16 protein-coding genes are annotated in these 15,913 nt (G+C 63.4%); 10 read left to right on the plus strand and 6 right to left on the minus strand.

Going from position 1 to position 15,913, the window contains the following annotated elements; genetic code table 11:
• Window positions 1–308 precede the first annotated feature (308 nt).
• The 6 genes from QX108_RS12780 to QX108_RS12805 all read right to left on the minus strand — a co-directional run bounded on the left by QX108_RS12780 (window position 309) and on the right by QX108_RS12805 (window position 6,331).
• On the minus strand, window positions 309–1,499 hold the full coding sequence (locus QX108_RS12780; RefSeq protein WP_315785312.1) for a M24 family metallopeptidase: 1,191 nt from the start codon (window positions 1,497–1,499) through the stop codon (window positions 309–311).
• Entirely contained in the window at window positions 1,496–2,467 is a 972-nt protein-coding gene (locus tag QX108_RS12785; protein ID WP_315785315.1) for a D-2-hydroxyacid dehydrogenase, read from the minus strand. Before QX108_RS12785 ends, QX108_RS12780 begins: the two co-directional genes overlap by 4 nt.
• The gene (locus QX108_RS12790) at window positions 2,460–3,764 is read right to left on the minus strand and encodes a TRAP transporter large permease (RefSeq protein ID WP_315785318.1); all 1,305 of its coding nucleotides are present in this window, start codon (window positions 3,762–3,764) and stop codon (window positions 2,460–2,462) included. Before QX108_RS12790 ends, QX108_RS12785 begins: the two co-directional genes overlap by 8 nt.
• Window positions 3,761–4,282, minus strand: a complete 522-nt coding sequence (locus tag QX108_RS12795) for a TRAP transporter small permease (RefSeq protein WP_315718705.1) — start codon at window positions 4,280–4,282, stop codon at window positions 3,761–3,763. Before QX108_RS12795 ends, QX108_RS12790 begins: the two co-directional genes overlap by 4 nt.
• Before the next feature lie 59 nt (window positions 4,283–4,341).
• The gene (locus QX108_RS12800) at window positions 4,342–5,355 is read right to left on the minus strand and encodes a TRAP transporter substrate-binding protein (protein ID WP_315785320.1); all 1,014 of its coding nucleotides are present in this window, start codon (window positions 5,353–5,355) and stop codon (window positions 4,342–4,344) included.
• 142 nt (window positions 5,356–5,497) lie between these two features.
• Complete coding sequence (locus tag QX108_RS12805; protein WP_315785322.1) at window positions 5,498–6,331, minus strand: IclR family transcriptional regulator; 834 nt, start codon at window positions 6,329–6,331, stop codon at window positions 5,498–5,500.
• A gap of 231 nt (window positions 6,332–6,562) precedes the next feature.
• Between QX108_RS12805 and QX108_RS12810 the strand changes: the two genes are divergently transcribed.
• The 10 genes from QX108_RS12810 to QX108_RS12855 all read left to right on the plus strand — a co-directional run bounded on the left by QX108_RS12810 (window position 6,563) and on the right by QX108_RS12855 (window position 15,903).
• Window positions 6,563–7,402, plus strand: coding sequence for a cyclase family protein (locus tag QX108_RS12810; RefSeq protein ID WP_315718702.1), 840 nt, complete (start codon window positions 6,563–6,565; stop codon window positions 7,400–7,402).
• Entirely contained in the window at window positions 7,402–7,752 is a 351-nt protein-coding gene (locus tag QX108_RS12815) for a cupin domain-containing protein (RefSeq protein WP_315785324.1), read from the plus strand. Before QX108_RS12810 ends, QX108_RS12815 begins: the two co-directional genes overlap by 1 nt.
• Window positions 7,749–8,558, plus strand: a complete 810-nt coding sequence (locus QX108_RS12820; RefSeq protein WP_315785326.1) for an SDR family NAD(P)-dependent oxidoreductase — start codon at window positions 7,749–7,751, stop codon at window positions 8,556–8,558. Before QX108_RS12815 ends, QX108_RS12820 begins: the two co-directional genes overlap by 4 nt.
• 35 nt (window positions 8,559–8,593) lie before the next feature.
• Entirely contained in the window at window positions 8,594–9,538 is a 945-nt protein-coding gene (locus tag QX108_RS12825) for a 3-hydroxyacyl-CoA dehydrogenase family protein (RefSeq protein WP_315785328.1), read from the plus strand.
• Between the two features lie 51 nt (window positions 9,539–9,589).
• On the plus strand, window positions 9,590–10,429 hold the full coding sequence (locus tag QX108_RS12830) for a 3-keto-5-aminohexanoate cleavage protein (RefSeq protein ID WP_315718698.1): 840 nt from the start codon (window positions 9,590–9,592) through the stop codon (window positions 10,427–10,429).
• 68 nt (window positions 10,430–10,497) lie between these two features.
• Window positions 10,498–11,160 (plus strand): DAPG hydrolase family protein, encoded by a 663-nt coding sequence (locus QX108_RS12835; RefSeq protein WP_315785330.1) that lies wholly within the window; start codon window positions 10,498–10,500, stop codon window positions 11,158–11,160.
• Window positions 11,161–11,242: 82 nt separating this feature from the next.
• Window positions 11,243–12,472: an amino acid ABC transporter substrate-binding protein gene (locus tag QX108_RS12840; protein ID WP_315785332.1), complete on the plus strand. Its 1,230-nt coding sequence runs from the start codon at window positions 11,243–11,245 to the stop codon at window positions 12,470–12,472.
• 64 nt (window positions 12,473–12,536) lie between these two features.
• Complete coding sequence (locus tag QX108_RS12845) at window positions 12,537–13,409, plus strand: branched-chain amino acid ABC transporter permease (protein ID WP_315718695.1); 873 nt, start codon at window positions 12,537–12,539, stop codon at window positions 13,407–13,409.
• Complete coding sequence (locus QX108_RS12850) at window positions 13,406–14,386, plus strand: branched-chain amino acid ABC transporter permease (RefSeq protein WP_315785335.1); 981 nt, start codon at window positions 13,406–13,408, stop codon at window positions 14,384–14,386. Before QX108_RS12845 ends, QX108_RS12850 begins: the two co-directional genes overlap by 4 nt.
• Window positions 14,383–15,903, plus strand: coding sequence for an ATP-binding cassette domain-containing protein (locus QX108_RS12855; RefSeq protein ID WP_315785621.1), 1,521 nt, complete (start codon window positions 14,383–14,385; stop codon window positions 15,901–15,903). Before QX108_RS12850 ends, QX108_RS12855 begins: the two co-directional genes overlap by 4 nt.
• Window positions 15,904–15,913 lie beyond the last annotated feature (10 nt).

The following is a 15,913-nucleotide window of genomic DNA, read 5'->3' on the forward strand; positions in this document are numbered from 1 at the left end:
CGGCTCCGAAAAGCGGCCGCGCGGCGATTGGCCGAGGCCGGGGGGTTCTGCAAGCGAGATCGCGGCCACTACCGGGCACAAGGCGCTGGCAGAAGTCGAGCGCTATACGAGCGCGGCGGACCAGGAGCGGCTGGCGAGACAGGCGATCCAGCGGCAGTCCGAAAACCAAAGTGGCAAACCGCCAGACAGCGAAGTGGCAACTCCACCGACGAAGCTTTGGAGATCAATAGCTTGGCCTGGAAAATGGCGCTCCCTAGGGAAGCGGGCAACTCCAACAAGATCAACGGGCTAGCAGCCGGTGCGAACCGTCATAGCTCGAATATCCTCTTCTCGGTCCGGTGCAGGCATGCCCCCGGTCCTTCGGGACCGATGATGTAGTTATCGCAGATCACCGCAAAGATCGCTTCGGTCTCATATCCCGGATGCACGGCGAGGTTCATTCCTGAAGCGACCGCCATCGTCTCGTCGCGCCGGATCAGCGGGCGCTCCACCATGTCGTAGCCCTGACTGTGCGCATAGAGCCTCACCTCCGGCGGCAGGCCGCGTGAGGTCATGTACGCATCGTGAGCCGCCGCAATAGACTGTGCCGATATTCCTGGCTTGAGCAGCGATAACGTATGGTCCTGTGCCGCCTTCACGGCCGCAAAGCCGTCGTGCAATTCCGCACTCGCCTTGCCCAGTGCCAAGGTGCGCGCGATCTCGCAAAAGAAGCCGCCGGGACCGTTGACCTCGATCAGCAGCGACAGATGATCGCCCTCGGCCAGGGTGCGGCCCTGGAAGTGCCGGCCCATGAAGGGCGAGCGGATGCCGATCTTGGCTGACGCACCCAGGAAGATGCCCTGCTCGCTGCCGAGCTGCTGGGCCTTCATCTGAGCGGCCGAGGTAACATCGATGTCGCGAAGGCCAGGACGGATCACGCGGCAGACATGCGCGAACACCTCATCCTGCAGCGCCGCGGTACGCCGGATCAGGCCCTGCTCCTCCTCGCTCTTGATCGCCTTCAGCGCGTCGAGATCAGCGGTGACGTCGATGATCTCAATATTGGCAAGTCCGCCGCGCAGAGCATCGCTGAACCCCGCGAGAAATCCGCCGGCATTGGCGAGCCCGACCCGCCGAACATTCCGCGCCAGCAGATCCCTCACGGCCAGATCAGCATCATAGCGCACCGTGTAGTCGATCGACGGAAACGATGGCGTCGTCAGGATGGTGCCGACACCGCGATGGACAGGGTCTTCACCCTTGAGCGAACGCCGGCCATCGAAGACGCCCATTTCGATCACGGTCATCAGGTCGTCAGCATAGAACAAGACCGTCCGAGGATAGCCGTTATTGGCGGGAATGTCGGTGAGCCATTTGACATTTCCACCGAGCCAATCATTGGTGGCCTGCACAATGACGACATCGATGTCGTGCCGCTTCATCGCTACCCGCATCGCAGCCCAGCGCCGAGCGAGTTCAGAATCGCTGATGCGGACCGGGATTCGTTCGTGCATGCTCATGCGGCAGCTCCAGCTTGACCCAATATGATCCGGTTGCGCATCCGCGCATGATTCCCGGTCACGAATGCCCTTACGTTCTCGACGACAAGCGGCAGCAGCTGCTCGTCATAGCAGTCGCTCATGCCGCCGAGATGCGGCGTGATCAGCACGTTGTCCAACTGCCAGAGGGCGCTGCTGGCAGGTAGCGGTTCAACGTTGAAGACGTCGAGCCCTGCCCCCGCGAATGTCCGCCGCTGCAGCCTTTCGATCAGCGCGGCTTCGTCCACGACCGGCCCGCGCGCCAGATTGATCAGGAAGCCGTGGGATGGCAGCGCGTCGAGCACCGCTCCGTCGATCAGGTGCCGCGTCTCCGGCGTAGAGGCTGCGAGTACGATCAGGAAATCCGCCTCTCGCGCTGTGCGCACCAGCTCGCCGCGGGGACGGATCGCGTCAAATCCAGCCGCCTCGCTGCGCGCGTCGCTGATGCCGATCACGCGCATGCCGAATGCCTGACAGCGCAGCGCGAGCTCCTCGCTGATCGTCCCGATACCGACCAACACCGCGGTCTTTCCGAGCAGAAGCCGCTGTGGCCAGCGCTCCCATGCCGCGCGACGCTGATTGTCGACCATTCGCGGCAATCCCCGTCCCAGCGCCAGCATGTGCATGAACGCCATTTCCGACATCTGCGGGCCGTGGATGCCGCGCGCCGAAGTGACGAGGATGTGGCGAGGCAAGCCAAGCGCCAGCAAGGGATCGACCCCGGTGGTGAAGGCCTGAATCCATTGCAACTGCGGGGTCGCCGCGACCAGACCGGGCGTAATCGACTGCGCGAGGCCCATGAGTACCTGTGCCGAGGCTGCGTGCGCCAGCACCTCCGACGCGGCCTCGCCGGCATGGATGATGACCTCCGGACAGGCCTCGGCGAGGCGCCCCGCCAGCCTTGGCACGTCCTGCGTGATAACGACGATCTCGAGCGGACGATCAGCCATACAGGATCCTCGGCAGCCAGAGTGCGAGTTCGGGAAAGATCAGGAGCAGAGCGAGCAGCACGAAGGGCGCAATCAAGAACGGCAGGATGCCGCGATAGATGGCGCCGAGGCTGATGTCAGGCACCTGCGCCTGGATGACGAACAGGTTCATGCCAACCGGCGGATGGATCAGGCCGAGCTCGACCACGATCACCACGATGATCGAGAACCATACCGGATCATAGCCATACTGCGTCACCAGCGGCAGGAACACCGGGACCGTGATCAGGACCATGCCGATGCCTTCAAGGAAGCATCCGATCACGACATAGGCGACGATGATGATGCCCATCACCGCAAGGCCAGGCAGGTGCAGCGACTGCGCGGCCGTGGCGAGCAGCTGCGGCAATTGCGTCTGGACGACGAAATTTGCGAAATAGGTCGCACCGATGATGATGGCAAAAAGCAAGGCCGAGGTCGAAACCGCGCCCTCGACCGCATGAAACAACTGGGCCGCCGACAGCCTGCGGCCGATCACGCCGAGCAGGATCGCGCCGAATGCACCAAGCGCTGCGGCCTCGGTCGGACTAAAAATGCCGCCATAGATGCCGCCGATGGTCAGCGTGAACAGCAGTACGAATTGCCAGGGCTGGCGCAGCGCGCCGAGACGCTCTCGCCAACTGACGGGCTTGCCGAGCGGGGCCAGCTTCGGGTTCAGCTTCGCCGCAAGCAGCGCCAGCGCGACGTAGGACACGGTGAGGAGGATCGCCGGAAACAGCGCGGCTGCGAACAGCTTTGGCACCGACTGCTCGGCGATGGCGCCGTAGATCACCAGGATGATCGATGGCGGGACCAGAATGCCGATCGATCCTCCCGCCGCGATCGCACCCGCGGCAAGACCATCATCATAGTCTGCCTTACGCATCTCCGGCAACGCAATACGCGACATGGTGGCCGCCGTCGCGATCGATGAGCCACAGACCGCGCCGAAACAGGCGGACGCCCCGATCGCCGCGACCGCGAGGCCACCGCGCACGCCCGACAGCAGCAGGCGCGCGGCGTTGAACAGATCGGCCGACAGCCGCGTGCTCGAAGCGACGTCCCCCATCAGGATGAACAGCGGAATCACCGACAACGGGTAGGAATTCGCGACGTCGAACGGCGTCGTGCCCAGAGTGGTGAAAGCCGCGGCCCAGCCATTGATGATGGTGTTGCCGGTCAGGCCGACGATGATCAACGCCGCCCAGACCGGAATGCGAAAGAACAGCAGCGCAAACAGCGCGAGAACGCCGATCGCACCGATCCACTGGACGCTCATGCCCCCTCCCCGCCTTCGGCATGAGATATCCTGCGCGAGGTCGGCACTGGTCTCACTAAGGGTCCGAGCGCGCACAGCAGCGTGCCAATCAGGCCGACGATCGCAAAAATCCAGAGCACCCAGAGCTGCAGGCCCAGCTCCAGCTTGCGATCGCCGAACTCATAGGCCTGCAGGGCGGGCGCGATCATCGCCGCGGTGACGAGGATGAGGAGCGCAACCGAGATGATGTCCGAGAGGCGCACCAGCACGCGCTCGACCCGCGGGCTCACCAAGGAGTCGATGATGTCGATCACGATGTTCTTGCGGGCAAAGAAACTCGCCGACATGCCGTGAAAGACGAAGACGACGAGGCAGGCCTCGACGATGTCATAGGCCCCGCGGATCGGGCGGTTGAAGAGAAAACGCAAGGTCACGTCGACGCATGTGCTGAGCATCATGATGACCAGTGCGATCATCGCGAGCCGGACCTGAGTTGTTTTCAGACGTGCGGTGAAGGTTTCGAGAGGCGCGGCGGCCATGCTGATATCCTGTCGCAGGACCCTGCCGGGCTTCCGGCAGGTGTCAGGTGGCTTCCGCGTCAGGCCGTGTAGGCGTCGAGAAACGCCTTGCCCGGCTTGCCTGCCTTTTCGAGCTCGCCGAGGGCCTTGTCGCGCAGCGGCGCGAGAATCTCCTTCACGCGGGACAGCTCAGCATCGGCGAGTTGCGAAATTTGTACGCCCTTGCCGGTCATGTAGGCACGGCCCGCCTTCTCGCTGGCGTCGAACGCGGCGCCGAATCGTTCGGCCATTGCAGGCCCCGTGGTCTTGTCGATCAGCTGTTGCAGATCGGCAGGCAGCGACTTGAACTTATTTGGATTCATGGCCACCGCGAAGGTCGCCGTGCTGACGCCTGGCTCCAGCGAGTATTTGATCACCGTGCCCAGATCGAAGCTCTGGCACGCTTCATAGGGAAATGTGGCGGCATCGATGATGCCCTTGGAGAGGCTGTCCGCCGTCTCGGCCGGCGGCACGGCGAGCGGCGTTGCACCGAGCAGCGGAATGATCTGGGCGAACTGTTCGCCGGCATAGCGCACCCGCAAGCCCTTGAAATCTTCAAGCTTGGCGAGGGGACGCTTGCTGGTGTGGACCATGAGCGGATTGGTCACCGCCATCCACAACACCTTCATGCCCGGATGTTCTGGATAGAGATAGGTCGGCGCCAACTCCGTGAGCCTGCGTGACGTCACGGCGCTGTTGTTGCCGGCCTTCGGCCCCGAATAGGGCAGCGCCACCAGATCTGCCATTGGGAAACGGCCGGGCGTAGCGCCATGGAGACCAACCGCGATGTCCACGACACCGTTGCGCACCAGATCGAATTGGCGGTTGACCGGCCCCAGCTGTGACGCCGGGAAGATATTGAGCGTGAGCTGCCCTTGCGACTGCTCGGCGAGGCTCTCGCCCCATTTTGTCAGCTCGCGGTGGAAGGTGTGGTTGGGCGGCAGATAATGCGAGACCTTCAGCCCGATGGGCTCTGCCCTTGCGGACCGTGAGCCGACCATCCCAATCGCAGCCCCCGAGATGGCTCCAAGCAGAGCCGAACGACGTGTGATCATGGCGTTTCCCTCAAATGCCCGGAGCTTGTTCGCCCCGGTGCTGCAGCGCGGATGTCTCGAACGGACACCTTCTGTCGCTGTACTGTTATCCGGTTCAGCCGTATCGCATCACGGTCGCCTCTGCAAGACCCGTTCGCACCGTTCAGCGCGACAGAATGCCTTCCACCCTCCGCCGGAAGCCGAGCAACTTTTCGGCAAAGGCGTCGCGGTTTTCGAGAAAGCGCTGCGTCGGCACCGGAATCGATACGGCGATGGGGCGGCCGAAATGATCGATGACGGCCGTGCCGATCGCGCTGATGCCGGCACCATGCTCTTCGAGATCATAGGCGAGATGGGTGCGGCGGATGTCGTTGAGTTCATCGATCAGGCGCCTGCGGTTCGCCAGCGGAAAGTCGGGATGTTCAGCAAGGCTCTTCTCGATCAGCTCCTCGCTTTCTTCAGGTGAAAAGCAGGACAGCACCGCCTTGCCGTTCGCGGTGCAATGCAGCGGGAAGCGCTCGCCGACGGCCGACAGCGCCGTGAGTCGACGCCGGCCCGGCACCTGGTCGACGAACACCACCGAGCCGCCCGACAGAACTGACAGGTCGACGGTTTCGCCAACTTCCTCGCCCAAGGCCAGAAGGTGCGGACGGATTATCTCGCTGGAATTCGCACCAATGGAAGCCGCGATCCGCAACAGACCCATGCCGATCCTGACCTGTCCAGGCCCGCTCGACGTGACGAAGTCCTCGGCCATCAGCGCCGCCACGATTCGTTGCACCGTCGAACGAGCGAGCCCGACCGACTTCGCGATCTGGCCAAGGCTCAAACCGTTCGGATGGCTCTCCAGCGTGCGCAGAATGCTGCCGGCTCGCGCCAGCACTTGAATGCCATTGCCACCACGGTCGTCAGACGGTGGCGGCGCGGAGGCTCTCGTTTTCAACGCCCGCGCTGCGGCTTTCGACATCAGTCTCCTGTCCTCCATTGGATCGATCATGAGATCGGAATCTCTTGCTAACACTTTAGCGCAGCGGCCGATGCCCGACGATGCCGGGTGCGCGGATCATACCGATGCACCTGACTGACGGACGCAGCCGGCTCGCGTGAACCGTTGTCCATTCCGAATTTCGGTTGACGTTTTCCATGATATGGTACATGTGTATCGCAACGTGGGGCAAGTGCGATCGCTTGCCTCCAGCAAGAACAACTTCAGAAGGGAAGGATGCGCATGTCCATCAAGATTCGGGGCATCGATTTTCAGAGCAATACCGACAACGCCATGGGCCTGAGGTTCACCAATCTCTCCCATCGCTGGGGTTTCCAGTGCCCGAACTGGCCCTATTTCGAAGACGTCAAGATCGAGCGCATCCACTACATGGCGAAGTCTGGCGTGCTGTCGCAACGCATCACGACCTCGATGCATTCAACGACGCATATCGATGCGCCGGCCCACGTCGTGCAGGGCACGCCTTTCATCGACGAAGTGCCGCTGCCGCATTTCTTCGGCTCGGGCCTCGTCGTCTCGCTGCCGAAGAAGAAATGGGAATCCATCACCGCAGATGATCTGGAAAAGGCCTGTGGCCATGCCATCCGCCCGCACGACGTTCTGATCATCAATACCGGTTGGCACAAGGTCTATGAGGACGGCGATTATTTCGCCTATTGCCCGGGGCTGGTCCCGTCAGCGGCGGATTGGATGGTCGACAAGCAGGTGAAGGTCGTCGGTCACGACACCCAGGCCAATGATCACCCGCTCGCCACCGCGATCGGCCAGCATCGCAATGGCCCGCTGCTGCCGCATCTGAGGGAGGAATATCGTGCCTGGTCGGGCGGTCGCGACTGGACCGAGGACTTCCCGGAATGGGAGCCGGTGCACAACAAGCTGTTCAAGCATGGCATCCTCGGCATCGAGAATGTCGGCGGCGATCTCGACGAGGTCACCGGCAAGCGCTGCACATTCGCGTTCTTCCCCTGGAATTGGGATCGTGGCGACGGCTGCATCATCCGCTTGGTTGCCATCACCGATCCGAACCAAGCTTACCGCATCGAGAAGGGCGAGGCGTTCTGATGCGTGTGAAACGCTTCCATGAAGCCAAGCCCTATGACGCGCCCAATCACCACGGCGTGGTTGGCTTGCGGCTGCAGGGCTTTGAGCCGGGCGGCCCGACCAACCAATGGGTCGGCCTCTCGCAATTCCTGCCAGGCGGCGGCGCCGGTCCGGACTCGACGCCGTTCGAGAAGGTCTATGTCGTCCTTGCCGGCGAGATGACGGTCATGGTCGACGGGAAGGAGACCGTGCTCGGGCCTTACGACAGCTGCACCATCGCACCGAACGAGATTCGCGAGATCGTCAATCGTCGCAATGATGTCTGCACGATGCTGGTCGTCATCCCCTATCCGCCGGGTGTCACACCATGAGCGAGAGCGCAAACTTCCTGAAAAATCCCCTGTCTCTGTTCGACATCAGCGGCAAGGTCGCGATCGTGACCGGCGCCTCAGGTGCGTTTGGCGCGCTGGCCGTGCAGGTGCTGGCCGGTGCCGGCGCCAAGGTCGCTGCGGTCGCCGGCAATCTCGAAGCGCTGGAGCGGACGGCCGCCGACGCCAGGGCGCTCGGAGCCGAGACGCTGAGCATCCAGGCGCGCCCAACTGATGAGAAGATCTGCGACGATATCGTTGCGGAGACCGTCGCGGCGTTCGGCGGCGTCGATATCCTCGTCGTCGCCTCCGGCAAGAACGACGTATCGAAGATCGTCGACATGGCGGCGGATCGTTTCCTCGACGTGATGGACGCCAATGTCACGCAGTCCTGGCTGATGGCCAAGGCGGTCGGCAAGCAGATGCTGGCGCAGGGCCGTGGCGGCAAGATCGTGCTGATGTCATCGGCGCGCGGAAAGCTCGGCCATCCCGCCGGCTATTCGGCCTATTGCGCCTCGAAATCGGCGATCGACGGCATCACCCGTGCGCTGGGCTGTGAATGGGGCGATACCGGCATCACCGTCAATGCGATCGCGCCGACGGTCTTCCGCTCGCCGCTGACGGCCTGGATGTTCGAGGGCACCGAGCGGGCGCGCGAGGTCCGCAAGGGTTTCCTCGCCCGCGTCCCCAAGGGACGACTGGGCGAGCCGCAGGATCTCGCAGGTCCCCTGCTCTTCCTGGTCTCGAAGGCGTCGGATTTCTACACCGGCCACATCCTCGACGCCGACGGCGGCTATACGGCGGGATGATCCCGCCGCCTAGCTCCTAACATCTGGAGAAAGGCATGTTGCAGCGGATTGGCGTCATCGGTGGCGGCACGATGGGGCGCGGGATCGCGGCCTGCTTTGCGCTGCACGGTTTTTCGGTGAATCTGGTCGAACCTTCGGCCGCACAGCGTGCAACCATCAGGTCCGAGGTCGCGGACGGGTTTCGCCTTCTGGTGGATGAGAATTTTGTCGATGCGGACACGGCTGGAGCCGCCTCCGATCGTATCGCTCTGTTCGAAGCACTGGCGCCGGCGGTGCAAGACCGCGACTTCATCGTGGAGGCCGCGCCCGAGAAGATGGAGCTGAAGCAGGCGCTGTTAGCAGAGATCGACGCTCTGGCGCCAGCTGATGCCATCTTCGCCACCAACACGTCGAGCCTGCCGCTTGCGCCGATGATCGCGGCCTTGCCGGAAACGCGACAGGTCCGCACCCTGGTGACGCATTGGTACAATCCGCCGCTGCTGATGCCGCTCGTCGAGATCTCCGCCTTCGGCAACATGCCTTCCGATCTGCTCGAAGAGGTCGCAACCCTGCATCGTCAGATCGGCAAGCGCGTCGCCAAGGTGGCGAAGGACGTCCCCGGCCTGATCGCCAATCGCATTCAGCAGGCGATCGCACGCGAGGTGTTCTCGTTGATCGAGCAGGGCGTCGCCGATGCCGCCGACATCGACACCGCGCTGAAATTTGGTCCGGCTTTTCGCTATGCCGCGACCGGCCAGCTCGAAGTCTCCGATTTCGGCGGCCTCGATATCTGGCTCACGGTCGGCGACAATCTGCTCGCCGTCATGGATGCTTCAAAACAGGCGAGCCCCCTGCTGCGCCGCAAGGTGGCCGAAGGCAAGCTCGGCGTGAAGAGCGGCGAAGGATTCTATCGCTACGACCCGTCATCGACCTCAGCGGTGCGCCGCGCATTTCTCGGCCGGCTGATCACGCAACTGAAGGCATCACGTACCTATCCCTGACGATTGCAGGACGCGCAAAGACGCGGGCCGCCTAAATAAGAGGAACGCCCCATGTCCGATACCATCATCACCGTCGCACCAACCGGCGCCTGGCCCACCAAGGAACATAATCCCGCGGTTCCGCTGACGCCGCGCGAAATCGCCGAGGACGTCTATGAATGCTGGCAGGCAGGCGCAGCCATCGCGCATTTGCATATGCGCGACGATGCCGGCAAGGGCACGATGGACAAAGGCCGATTTATCGAGACCGTCGGACGCATCCGCCAACGCTGCGACATCGTGCTGAACCTGACCACGTCCGGCGACCTGAATGCGACTGATGAGACCCGCATGGCGCATTTGATCGAGCTGAAGCCCGAGCTAGCTTCCTTTGACGCAGGCTCTATGAATTGGATGCATTCGACACTGTTCATCAATCATCCGGCCTTCCTTGAGAGGCTTGCTGGCGTCATGAACGAGAACGGCGTCAGGCCGGAGATCGAGGTATTCGATCCGGGCATGCTCTACAACGCGATCCACTACATGAAGAAAAACGTATTGCGAGGGCCCGGCTATTTTCAGTTCGTACTGGGCGCAGCCGGAGGCATAGCCGCTACGGTCGAAAACCTTGTGTTCCTCAAGAGCCTCTTGCCACCTCACGCGCAATGGTCGGCTTTCGGCATCGGTGCTGGCCATCTGCCAATCTTGTTCGCGACCCTTTCGCTAGGGGGCCATATCAGGGTCGGCATGGAGGACAACGTCCTCTACGCCAAGGGCCGCCTTGCCAAGAACAATGCTGAGTTTGTCGCCCGTGCCGCACGTCTCGTACGCGAGGCAAACGGGAGCGTTGCAACCGCACCCGGCGCGCGGGAGATTCTCAACCTTTCGGGGCGACCATCTCACGCCGCATAGCCGTGGCATCTTGCGCTTGAGACGAAGACCATAAGCAAGATCGACGATAACGACATCGGGAGGAAACGGTGGAATTCGAGGACTGCAATCAGCTGCTTGATCCCGGCTATCTTCCGTTCGAGTCGGGGTATAAGGACCTCACCGGCGGCAAGAAGCTGGTCGCCGCCTTGACCCGCATGCCGGGCTGCCGTGCCAAGATGGTCCATTGGTGGTTCGGCTGGCTCGGCGGCATCGAACAATACAAGCTCTGGCATCCGCGCGATCACGTCGCGAGCGCCTGGCTCAACCGGGTCGACGGCAATTACATCGGCGCCTCTCACGTGGTCAGCGAATATCTCGCGGGTCCCACGGGCCCCGTCTATGACCTGACCATCGACTTCCATCATCCGCACGAGATCTTCGACGCTGCGCGCTATGACGCCTCCGGCGCGGTCGCGGTGTGCGCGCGGATCGGCGATCAGGACGCGCCCGTCCATGTCGGTCGGATGTGCCACTTCGTGCGCGACACCGATTATGGCTGCGAGATGCGCTCGCGGTTCTGGCTCGGCATTCTCGCCGACAAGAAGACACGCGAGCCGGTGCCTGAGCACATCGCGGTCGAAGGGCGCAAGCGTCAGCTCAATGACGATTTTGCCCGTCGCCTGCATCAGCACGCCACCGAGGAGATGGGCTATCTCGCCGAGATCCTGCCGGTGCTGTACCGGCGCTATACCGGCGACAACGGCTTCTGACGCGTCTGCGGAACGCTCCGGCCCGACGGAGCGACCGTCAATAAAATGAGGCGAAACGGCCTCACCCATCATGGAGGAAAATATGGCAACTCGCACGTCGCAGGCGGCGTTATCAGCGCCGCTTCCCGTTTTGAAGCGACTTCTTCCCGTCGCGCTGCTCGCGATCGCAGCAGCCTGGACCGCAACATCGGCCAAAGCAGCAGATGAAATCGTCATCGGCGCGTCGATCCCGCTGAGCGGACCGCTCGCCGGTTTCGGCAGCTTCCAGAAGTGGGGCTACAGCCGGGCGGTCGACGAGGTCAACAAGGCCGGCGGCATCACCATCGACGGCAGGAAGATGCCGGTTCGACTCGTGCTGCGTGACGACAAGACCGATCCCAATGTCACAGCGGCCAATACGGAGAGCCTGCTGTCGCGCGATCAGGCGCGAGCCCTGCTCGGCTCCTGCACGCCGGCATTGGTCAATGCCGGGGCGCTGGTCGCCGAACGCAAGAAGATCCCACTGGTCACCGGCTGCAATCCGCTCGAGGCGTTCAAGTCGGTTCGCAAATGGAATTACGCCTGGGATCTGTTCTTCCACGAGCCCGAGCTCGCGGCGATTCCGTTCAAGGTGCTGGACGATCTCAAGCTCGAGACCAACAAGAAGGTCGCGATCTTCCACGACAACGGCCCGGACGGCCAAGTCGTCGGCGGCACGCTGTGGCCGCAGATGGCAAAGGCCGCCGGCTACGAGGTCGTACAGAACGCATCATTCCCGGTCGACAATACCCAGTTCACCTCGCTCGTTGCGGAGGCGAAAGCAAAGGGCGCAGAGGTCGTGCTGGTCGATGCCATCACGCCGCAAGCGGTCTCGATCCGCAAGCAGATTGCCTCGGCAGGCTATGCACCCAAGCTACTCGTCATCGAAAAAGGCGCCGAGCCGGCGCAGTTCGCCGAAGCGCTCGGCAAGCTCGCCGACGGCGTTCTGGTTGGCGGCTACTGGGATCCAAGCTTCCCCTATCCCGGTGCCAAGGATCTCGCGACCGCGTTCGAAAGCGAGACCAAGCTCACCTTCAGCCAACACATCGCCGACAGCTATGCGGCGGCGCAGATCCTGCTCGACGCGATCGCGTCAGCCGGCTCGCTCGATCCCGAAAAGATAAATGCCGCGGTAGCCAAGACCGACAAGACCTATGTGGTCGGGCCCATCAAGTTCGACGAGAGCCATACCGCCAAGCTGCCGCTGGCGATGCTGCAATGGCAGGGCGGCAAGACGAGCATCGTCTGGCCGGCGGACCGCGCCACCGGCAAGATCCTGTTCCCCGTGCCTTGACCGCAGACCGAAGGCCGGCGCCGATCGCGCCGGCCTTCAATGATCTCATGCGGAGCGAACGCGAATGCCCGGTCTCGATGTGATCGTCAATGCACTGATCTCTGGCCTGCTGCTCGGCGGCATGCTGGCGCTGACGGCGCTCGGCCTCTCGATCATCCTGGGCGTCATGCGTCTGGTGAACCTCGCGCATGGCGAATTCCTCGTTGCGGGTGCCTACGCCGGTCTCTTCCTGCTGCAACGAACCGGCATCGATCCGCTCGTTGGACTCCTGCTGATCGGCCTCATTCTCGCGCTGATCGGGTATCCGATCTATCGCTTCCTGCTGGCGCCGCTCGCCGGCAAGGGATCCGAAGCAGCGATGATGACCATGTTCGGTCTCTCGATCATCCTGCAGAACCTGTTCGTGCTGCTGTTCAGCGCCGATACCCGCGCCATCGAGCGGGACTACGCCACAGTTCCCCTGACGCTCGGCCCAATCAGCGTGCCGCAGATCTATGCAATCGGCTTTGCCATCTCGGTCGCGCTGATCATGGCCGTGCATGTGTTGATCGCGCGCAGCCGGTTCGGCAGCGAGTTGCGCGCGAGCGCCGACCAGCCCCTGGCCGCCGCGATCATCGGCATCAATGTCAACCGGGTCTACGCCCTGACCTTCTGCCTCGGCACCGCATGTGCGGGAATCGGCGGCACGCTGATCGGTGTGGCGTTGTCGTTCACGCCGACCAGCGGGGCCACCTATCTGCTGACGGATTTCGCGGTGATCGTGCTTGGCGGGCTCGGCAACGTGCTGGGGACGCTGGTCGGAGGCATCGTGCTCGGGGTGCTGCAGAGCGTCGGCGGGCTCACCCTCGGCGACGGCTATCGCGACCTCGTCGGCCTCGTGCTGTTCCTGGCGATGCTGCAGCTCAGGCCGCAAGGCTTCCTCGGGAGCCGCGCATGACCGTGCTGACAACGTCCGTCCCCGAACGCAGCCTGTTGCTGTATCACCCGTTCGTCCGCGTCGCGGTTGCCGGCATCTCCTTCGCGGCGCTGATGGCGGCGCCTTCGTTTCTTCCGGCCTATTTCGTCGAGATCGGATTCAAGCTGCTGCTCTATATCGTGCTGGCGGAAGCGTGGAATCTGCTCGCCGGTTATTGCGGGCTGGTGTCGCTGGGCAGTTCCTCCTTCTTCGGCCTCGGCGCCTATGTCACGGTCGGGCTGCTCAATCACACGGATAGCGGCATCGGCTTGGCGCTGGCTGCCTCGGCGCTTGTGGCTATGGCGCTGGCGCTTGTGATGTCGCGCGGTCTGTTTCGACTGCGCGGGCTCTATTTCACCGTCGGGACCCTGGCGCTCGCCGAAGCGCTGCGGCTGCTCGTCGTCAACGTGCCCTGGTTCGGCGGTGCTTCCGGCCTGTTCGTCAGAGCCGACTTGCCCGAAATCGCGGAGCTGTTTCGGGACGCCGCTCTGCTGCTCGTCGTCACCTCCCTGGTCATGACCTTGGCCACGGGCTCGCGGTTCTCAGTGCTGCTGCGAGCGGTGCGCGACGACGAGGACGCCGCAAGCCAAGTCGGCGTACGCGCATTCCGGGTGAAGCTCGCGGCTCTCATGGTCGCCAGCGCATTGATCGCGATCGCGGGCGGCCTCCAGGCGATCAAGCTCGGCGCCATCGAGCCCTATGGCAGCTTCGGCCTGCAATGGTCGGTCGATCCGCTCGCAATCGTGATTATTGGCGGCCTCGGTATGCGCTTCGGCGCCATCGTCGGCGCGATCTTCTTCGTCGCGATCGGCGAGCTGCTCGCCGATTATCCCGAGCTTCATGTCGCGATCACCGGGGTCATTCTCATCATCCTGATCCGTTGTGCCCCACGCGGACTTTGCGGCTTGCTGGAAACCGCGCTTCGGCGTGCCGGCCTCACCAAGGTTGCGAGCTCATGATTGCCGCTGACGCGCCTCCCCTGCTCGACGCCGTCGGCCTCGGCAAGCGCTATGGGGGCCTTGTCGCAGTCGAAAGCCTCGATATCCGCCTCGACAAGGGCCGCGTGCTCGGCGTCATCGGGCCGAACGGCGCCGGCAAGTCGACCCTGATAGGGCTGCTCGGCGGCGCCATTTCCGCAAGCGCAGGACGAATCCATTTCGACGGCCACGACATCACCAGCCTGCCCGCTTCCGAGCGGGCGCGCAGCGGCATTGGCCGGACCTATCAGATTCCTCGCCCCTTCCTCGACATGACCGTTGAAGAAAATCTGGCCGTCGCGCAATTCTCGCTGTCTCCCTTCATCGCCTCAGGCACCGCCGCCGCTGAACGGCGCGAGATCCTCGATCGCTGCGGCCTCGGCGATGCTGCACACGTCACGGCGCGCGATCTGCCGCTGCTGCGGCGCAAGCGCCTCGAAGTCGCCCGCGCCCTTGCGCTCAAGCCCAAACTGCTGCTGCTCGACGAGGTCGGTGCCGGTCTCATCGACAGCGAAGTCAGCGAATTGATCGCCCTGATCCAGTCGCTGAGGGACGCGGAACGCTCGATCATCATCATCGAACATGTGATCCGGATCGTGAAGGAATGCTGCGAGGACCTCATGGTCATCAACTTCGGCAAGGTCCTGGCCAGGGGGCCGACGACCGACGTGCTGGGGAGCGACGAGGTCGCTGCAATCTATCTCGGCACCAGCCATGGCGCCGCGGCCAGGACCTCCACTTCAGTTCCACCGCGCGTCGATGCCGTTTCGTCGGCGGCGAGCACCGAGCCGCTGCTCGCACTTGATGGCGTGTCCGCGGGCTACGGCCAAGCCCGCGTGCTCCATGACTTCAGCCTGTCGGTCATGCAGGGCCAGGTCGTCGGGATTCTCGGCAGCAATGGTGCCGGCAAGACCACTGTCGCCCATGTCATCAGCCGCGCCTTGCCGGTCACCGCCGGCCGGATCCGATTTGACGGCGAGGACATCACACGCTTGCCGGCGCATGCGGTGGCGACACGCGGCCTCGCCCATTGCATGGAGGGGCGGCGCATCTTCAGCTCGCTGTCGGTTGAGGAAAATCTACTGGTCGCTGCACGCCGCGCCGATGCAGCGGAGCGCAAGGCGCGTCTGGCGCACGTCTACGACCTGTTTCCGGTGCTCGCCGATCGCCGCAACGCGCCGGGCACCTCGATGTCCGGCGGCCAGCAGCAGACATTGGCGATCGGTCGCGCGCTGATGGCCAAGCCGCGGCTCGTCATCTTCGACGAGATCAGCCTGGGCCTCGCACCGGTCATGATGGACCGCCTGTACGCGGCACTCGCCGAGCTCAAGCGCGAGGGCCTCACCATGCTCGTGGTGGAGCAGGATATCGAGCGCGCGCTCGACCTTGCCGACGTCGCGCATATCATCAACAAGGGACGGATTACCCTATCCGGGCCGCCTGCCGTCCTGCGTGCGGACGAGCGGCTGCGTCATCTTTACTTCGGGACTGAAGAGTGAGCGGCCGACG

The sequence above is a fragment of the Bradyrhizobium sp. SZCCHNR1002 genome (assembly GCF_032381435.1).
Lineage (GTDB): Bacteria > Pseudomonadota > Alphaproteobacteria > Rhizobiales > Xanthobacteraceae > Bradyrhizobium > Bradyrhizobium aeschynomenes.

Coding starts and splice junctions, on each gene's coding strand:
- QX108_RS12780 (WP_315785312.1), bottom strand. CDS start 1,499: ATGAGCATGCACGAACGAATCCCGGTCCGCATCAGCGATTCTGAACTC.
- QX108_RS12785 (WP_315785315.1), bottom strand. CDS start 2,467: ATGGCTGATCGTCCGCTCGAGATCGTCGTTATCACGCAGGACGTGCCA.
- QX108_RS12790 (WP_315785318.1), bottom strand. CDS start 3,764: ATGAGCGTCCAGTGGATCGGTGCGATCGGCGTTCTCGCGCTGTTTGCG.
- QX108_RS12795 (WP_315718705.1), bottom strand. CDS start 4,282: ATGGCCGCCGCGCCTCTCGAAACCTTCACCGCACGTCTGAAAACAACT.
- QX108_RS12800 (WP_315785320.1), bottom strand. CDS start 5,355: ATGATCACACGTCGTTCGGCTCTGCTTGGAGCCATCTCGGGGGCTGCG.
- QX108_RS12805 (WP_315785322.1), bottom strand. CDS start 6,331: ATGATCGATCCAATGGAGGACAGGAGACTGATGTCGAAAGCCGCAGCG.
- QX108_RS12810 (WP_315718702.1), top strand. CDS start 6,563: ATGTCCATCAAGATTCGGGGCATCGATTTTCAGAGCAATACCGACAAC.
- QX108_RS12815 (WP_315785324.1), top strand. CDS start 7,402: ATGCGTGTGAAACGCTTCCATGAAGCCAAGCCCTATGACGCGCCCAAT.
- QX108_RS12820 (WP_315785326.1), top strand. CDS start 7,749: ATGAGCGAGAGCGCAAACTTCCTGAAAAATCCCCTGTCTCTGTTCGAC.
- QX108_RS12825 (WP_315785328.1), top strand. CDS start 8,594: ATGTTGCAGCGGATTGGCGTCATCGGTGGCGGCACGATGGGGCGCGGG.
- QX108_RS12830 (WP_315718698.1), top strand. CDS start 9,590: ATGTCCGATACCATCATCACCGTCGCACCAACCGGCGCCTGGCCCACC.
- QX108_RS12840 (WP_315785332.1), top strand. CDS start 11,243: ATGGCAACTCGCACGTCGCAGGCGGCGTTATCAGCGCCGCTTCCCGTT.
- QX108_RS12845 (WP_315718695.1), top strand. CDS start 12,537: ATGCCCGGTCTCGATGTGATCGTCAATGCACTGATCTCTGGCCTGCTG.
- QX108_RS12850 (WP_315785335.1), top strand. CDS start 13,406: ATGACCGTGCTGACAACGTCCGTCCCCGAACGCAGCCTGTTGCTGTAT.
- QX108_RS12855 (WP_315785621.1), top strand. CDS start 14,383: ATGATTGCCGCTGACGCGCCTCCCCTGCTCGACGCCGTCGGCCTCGGC.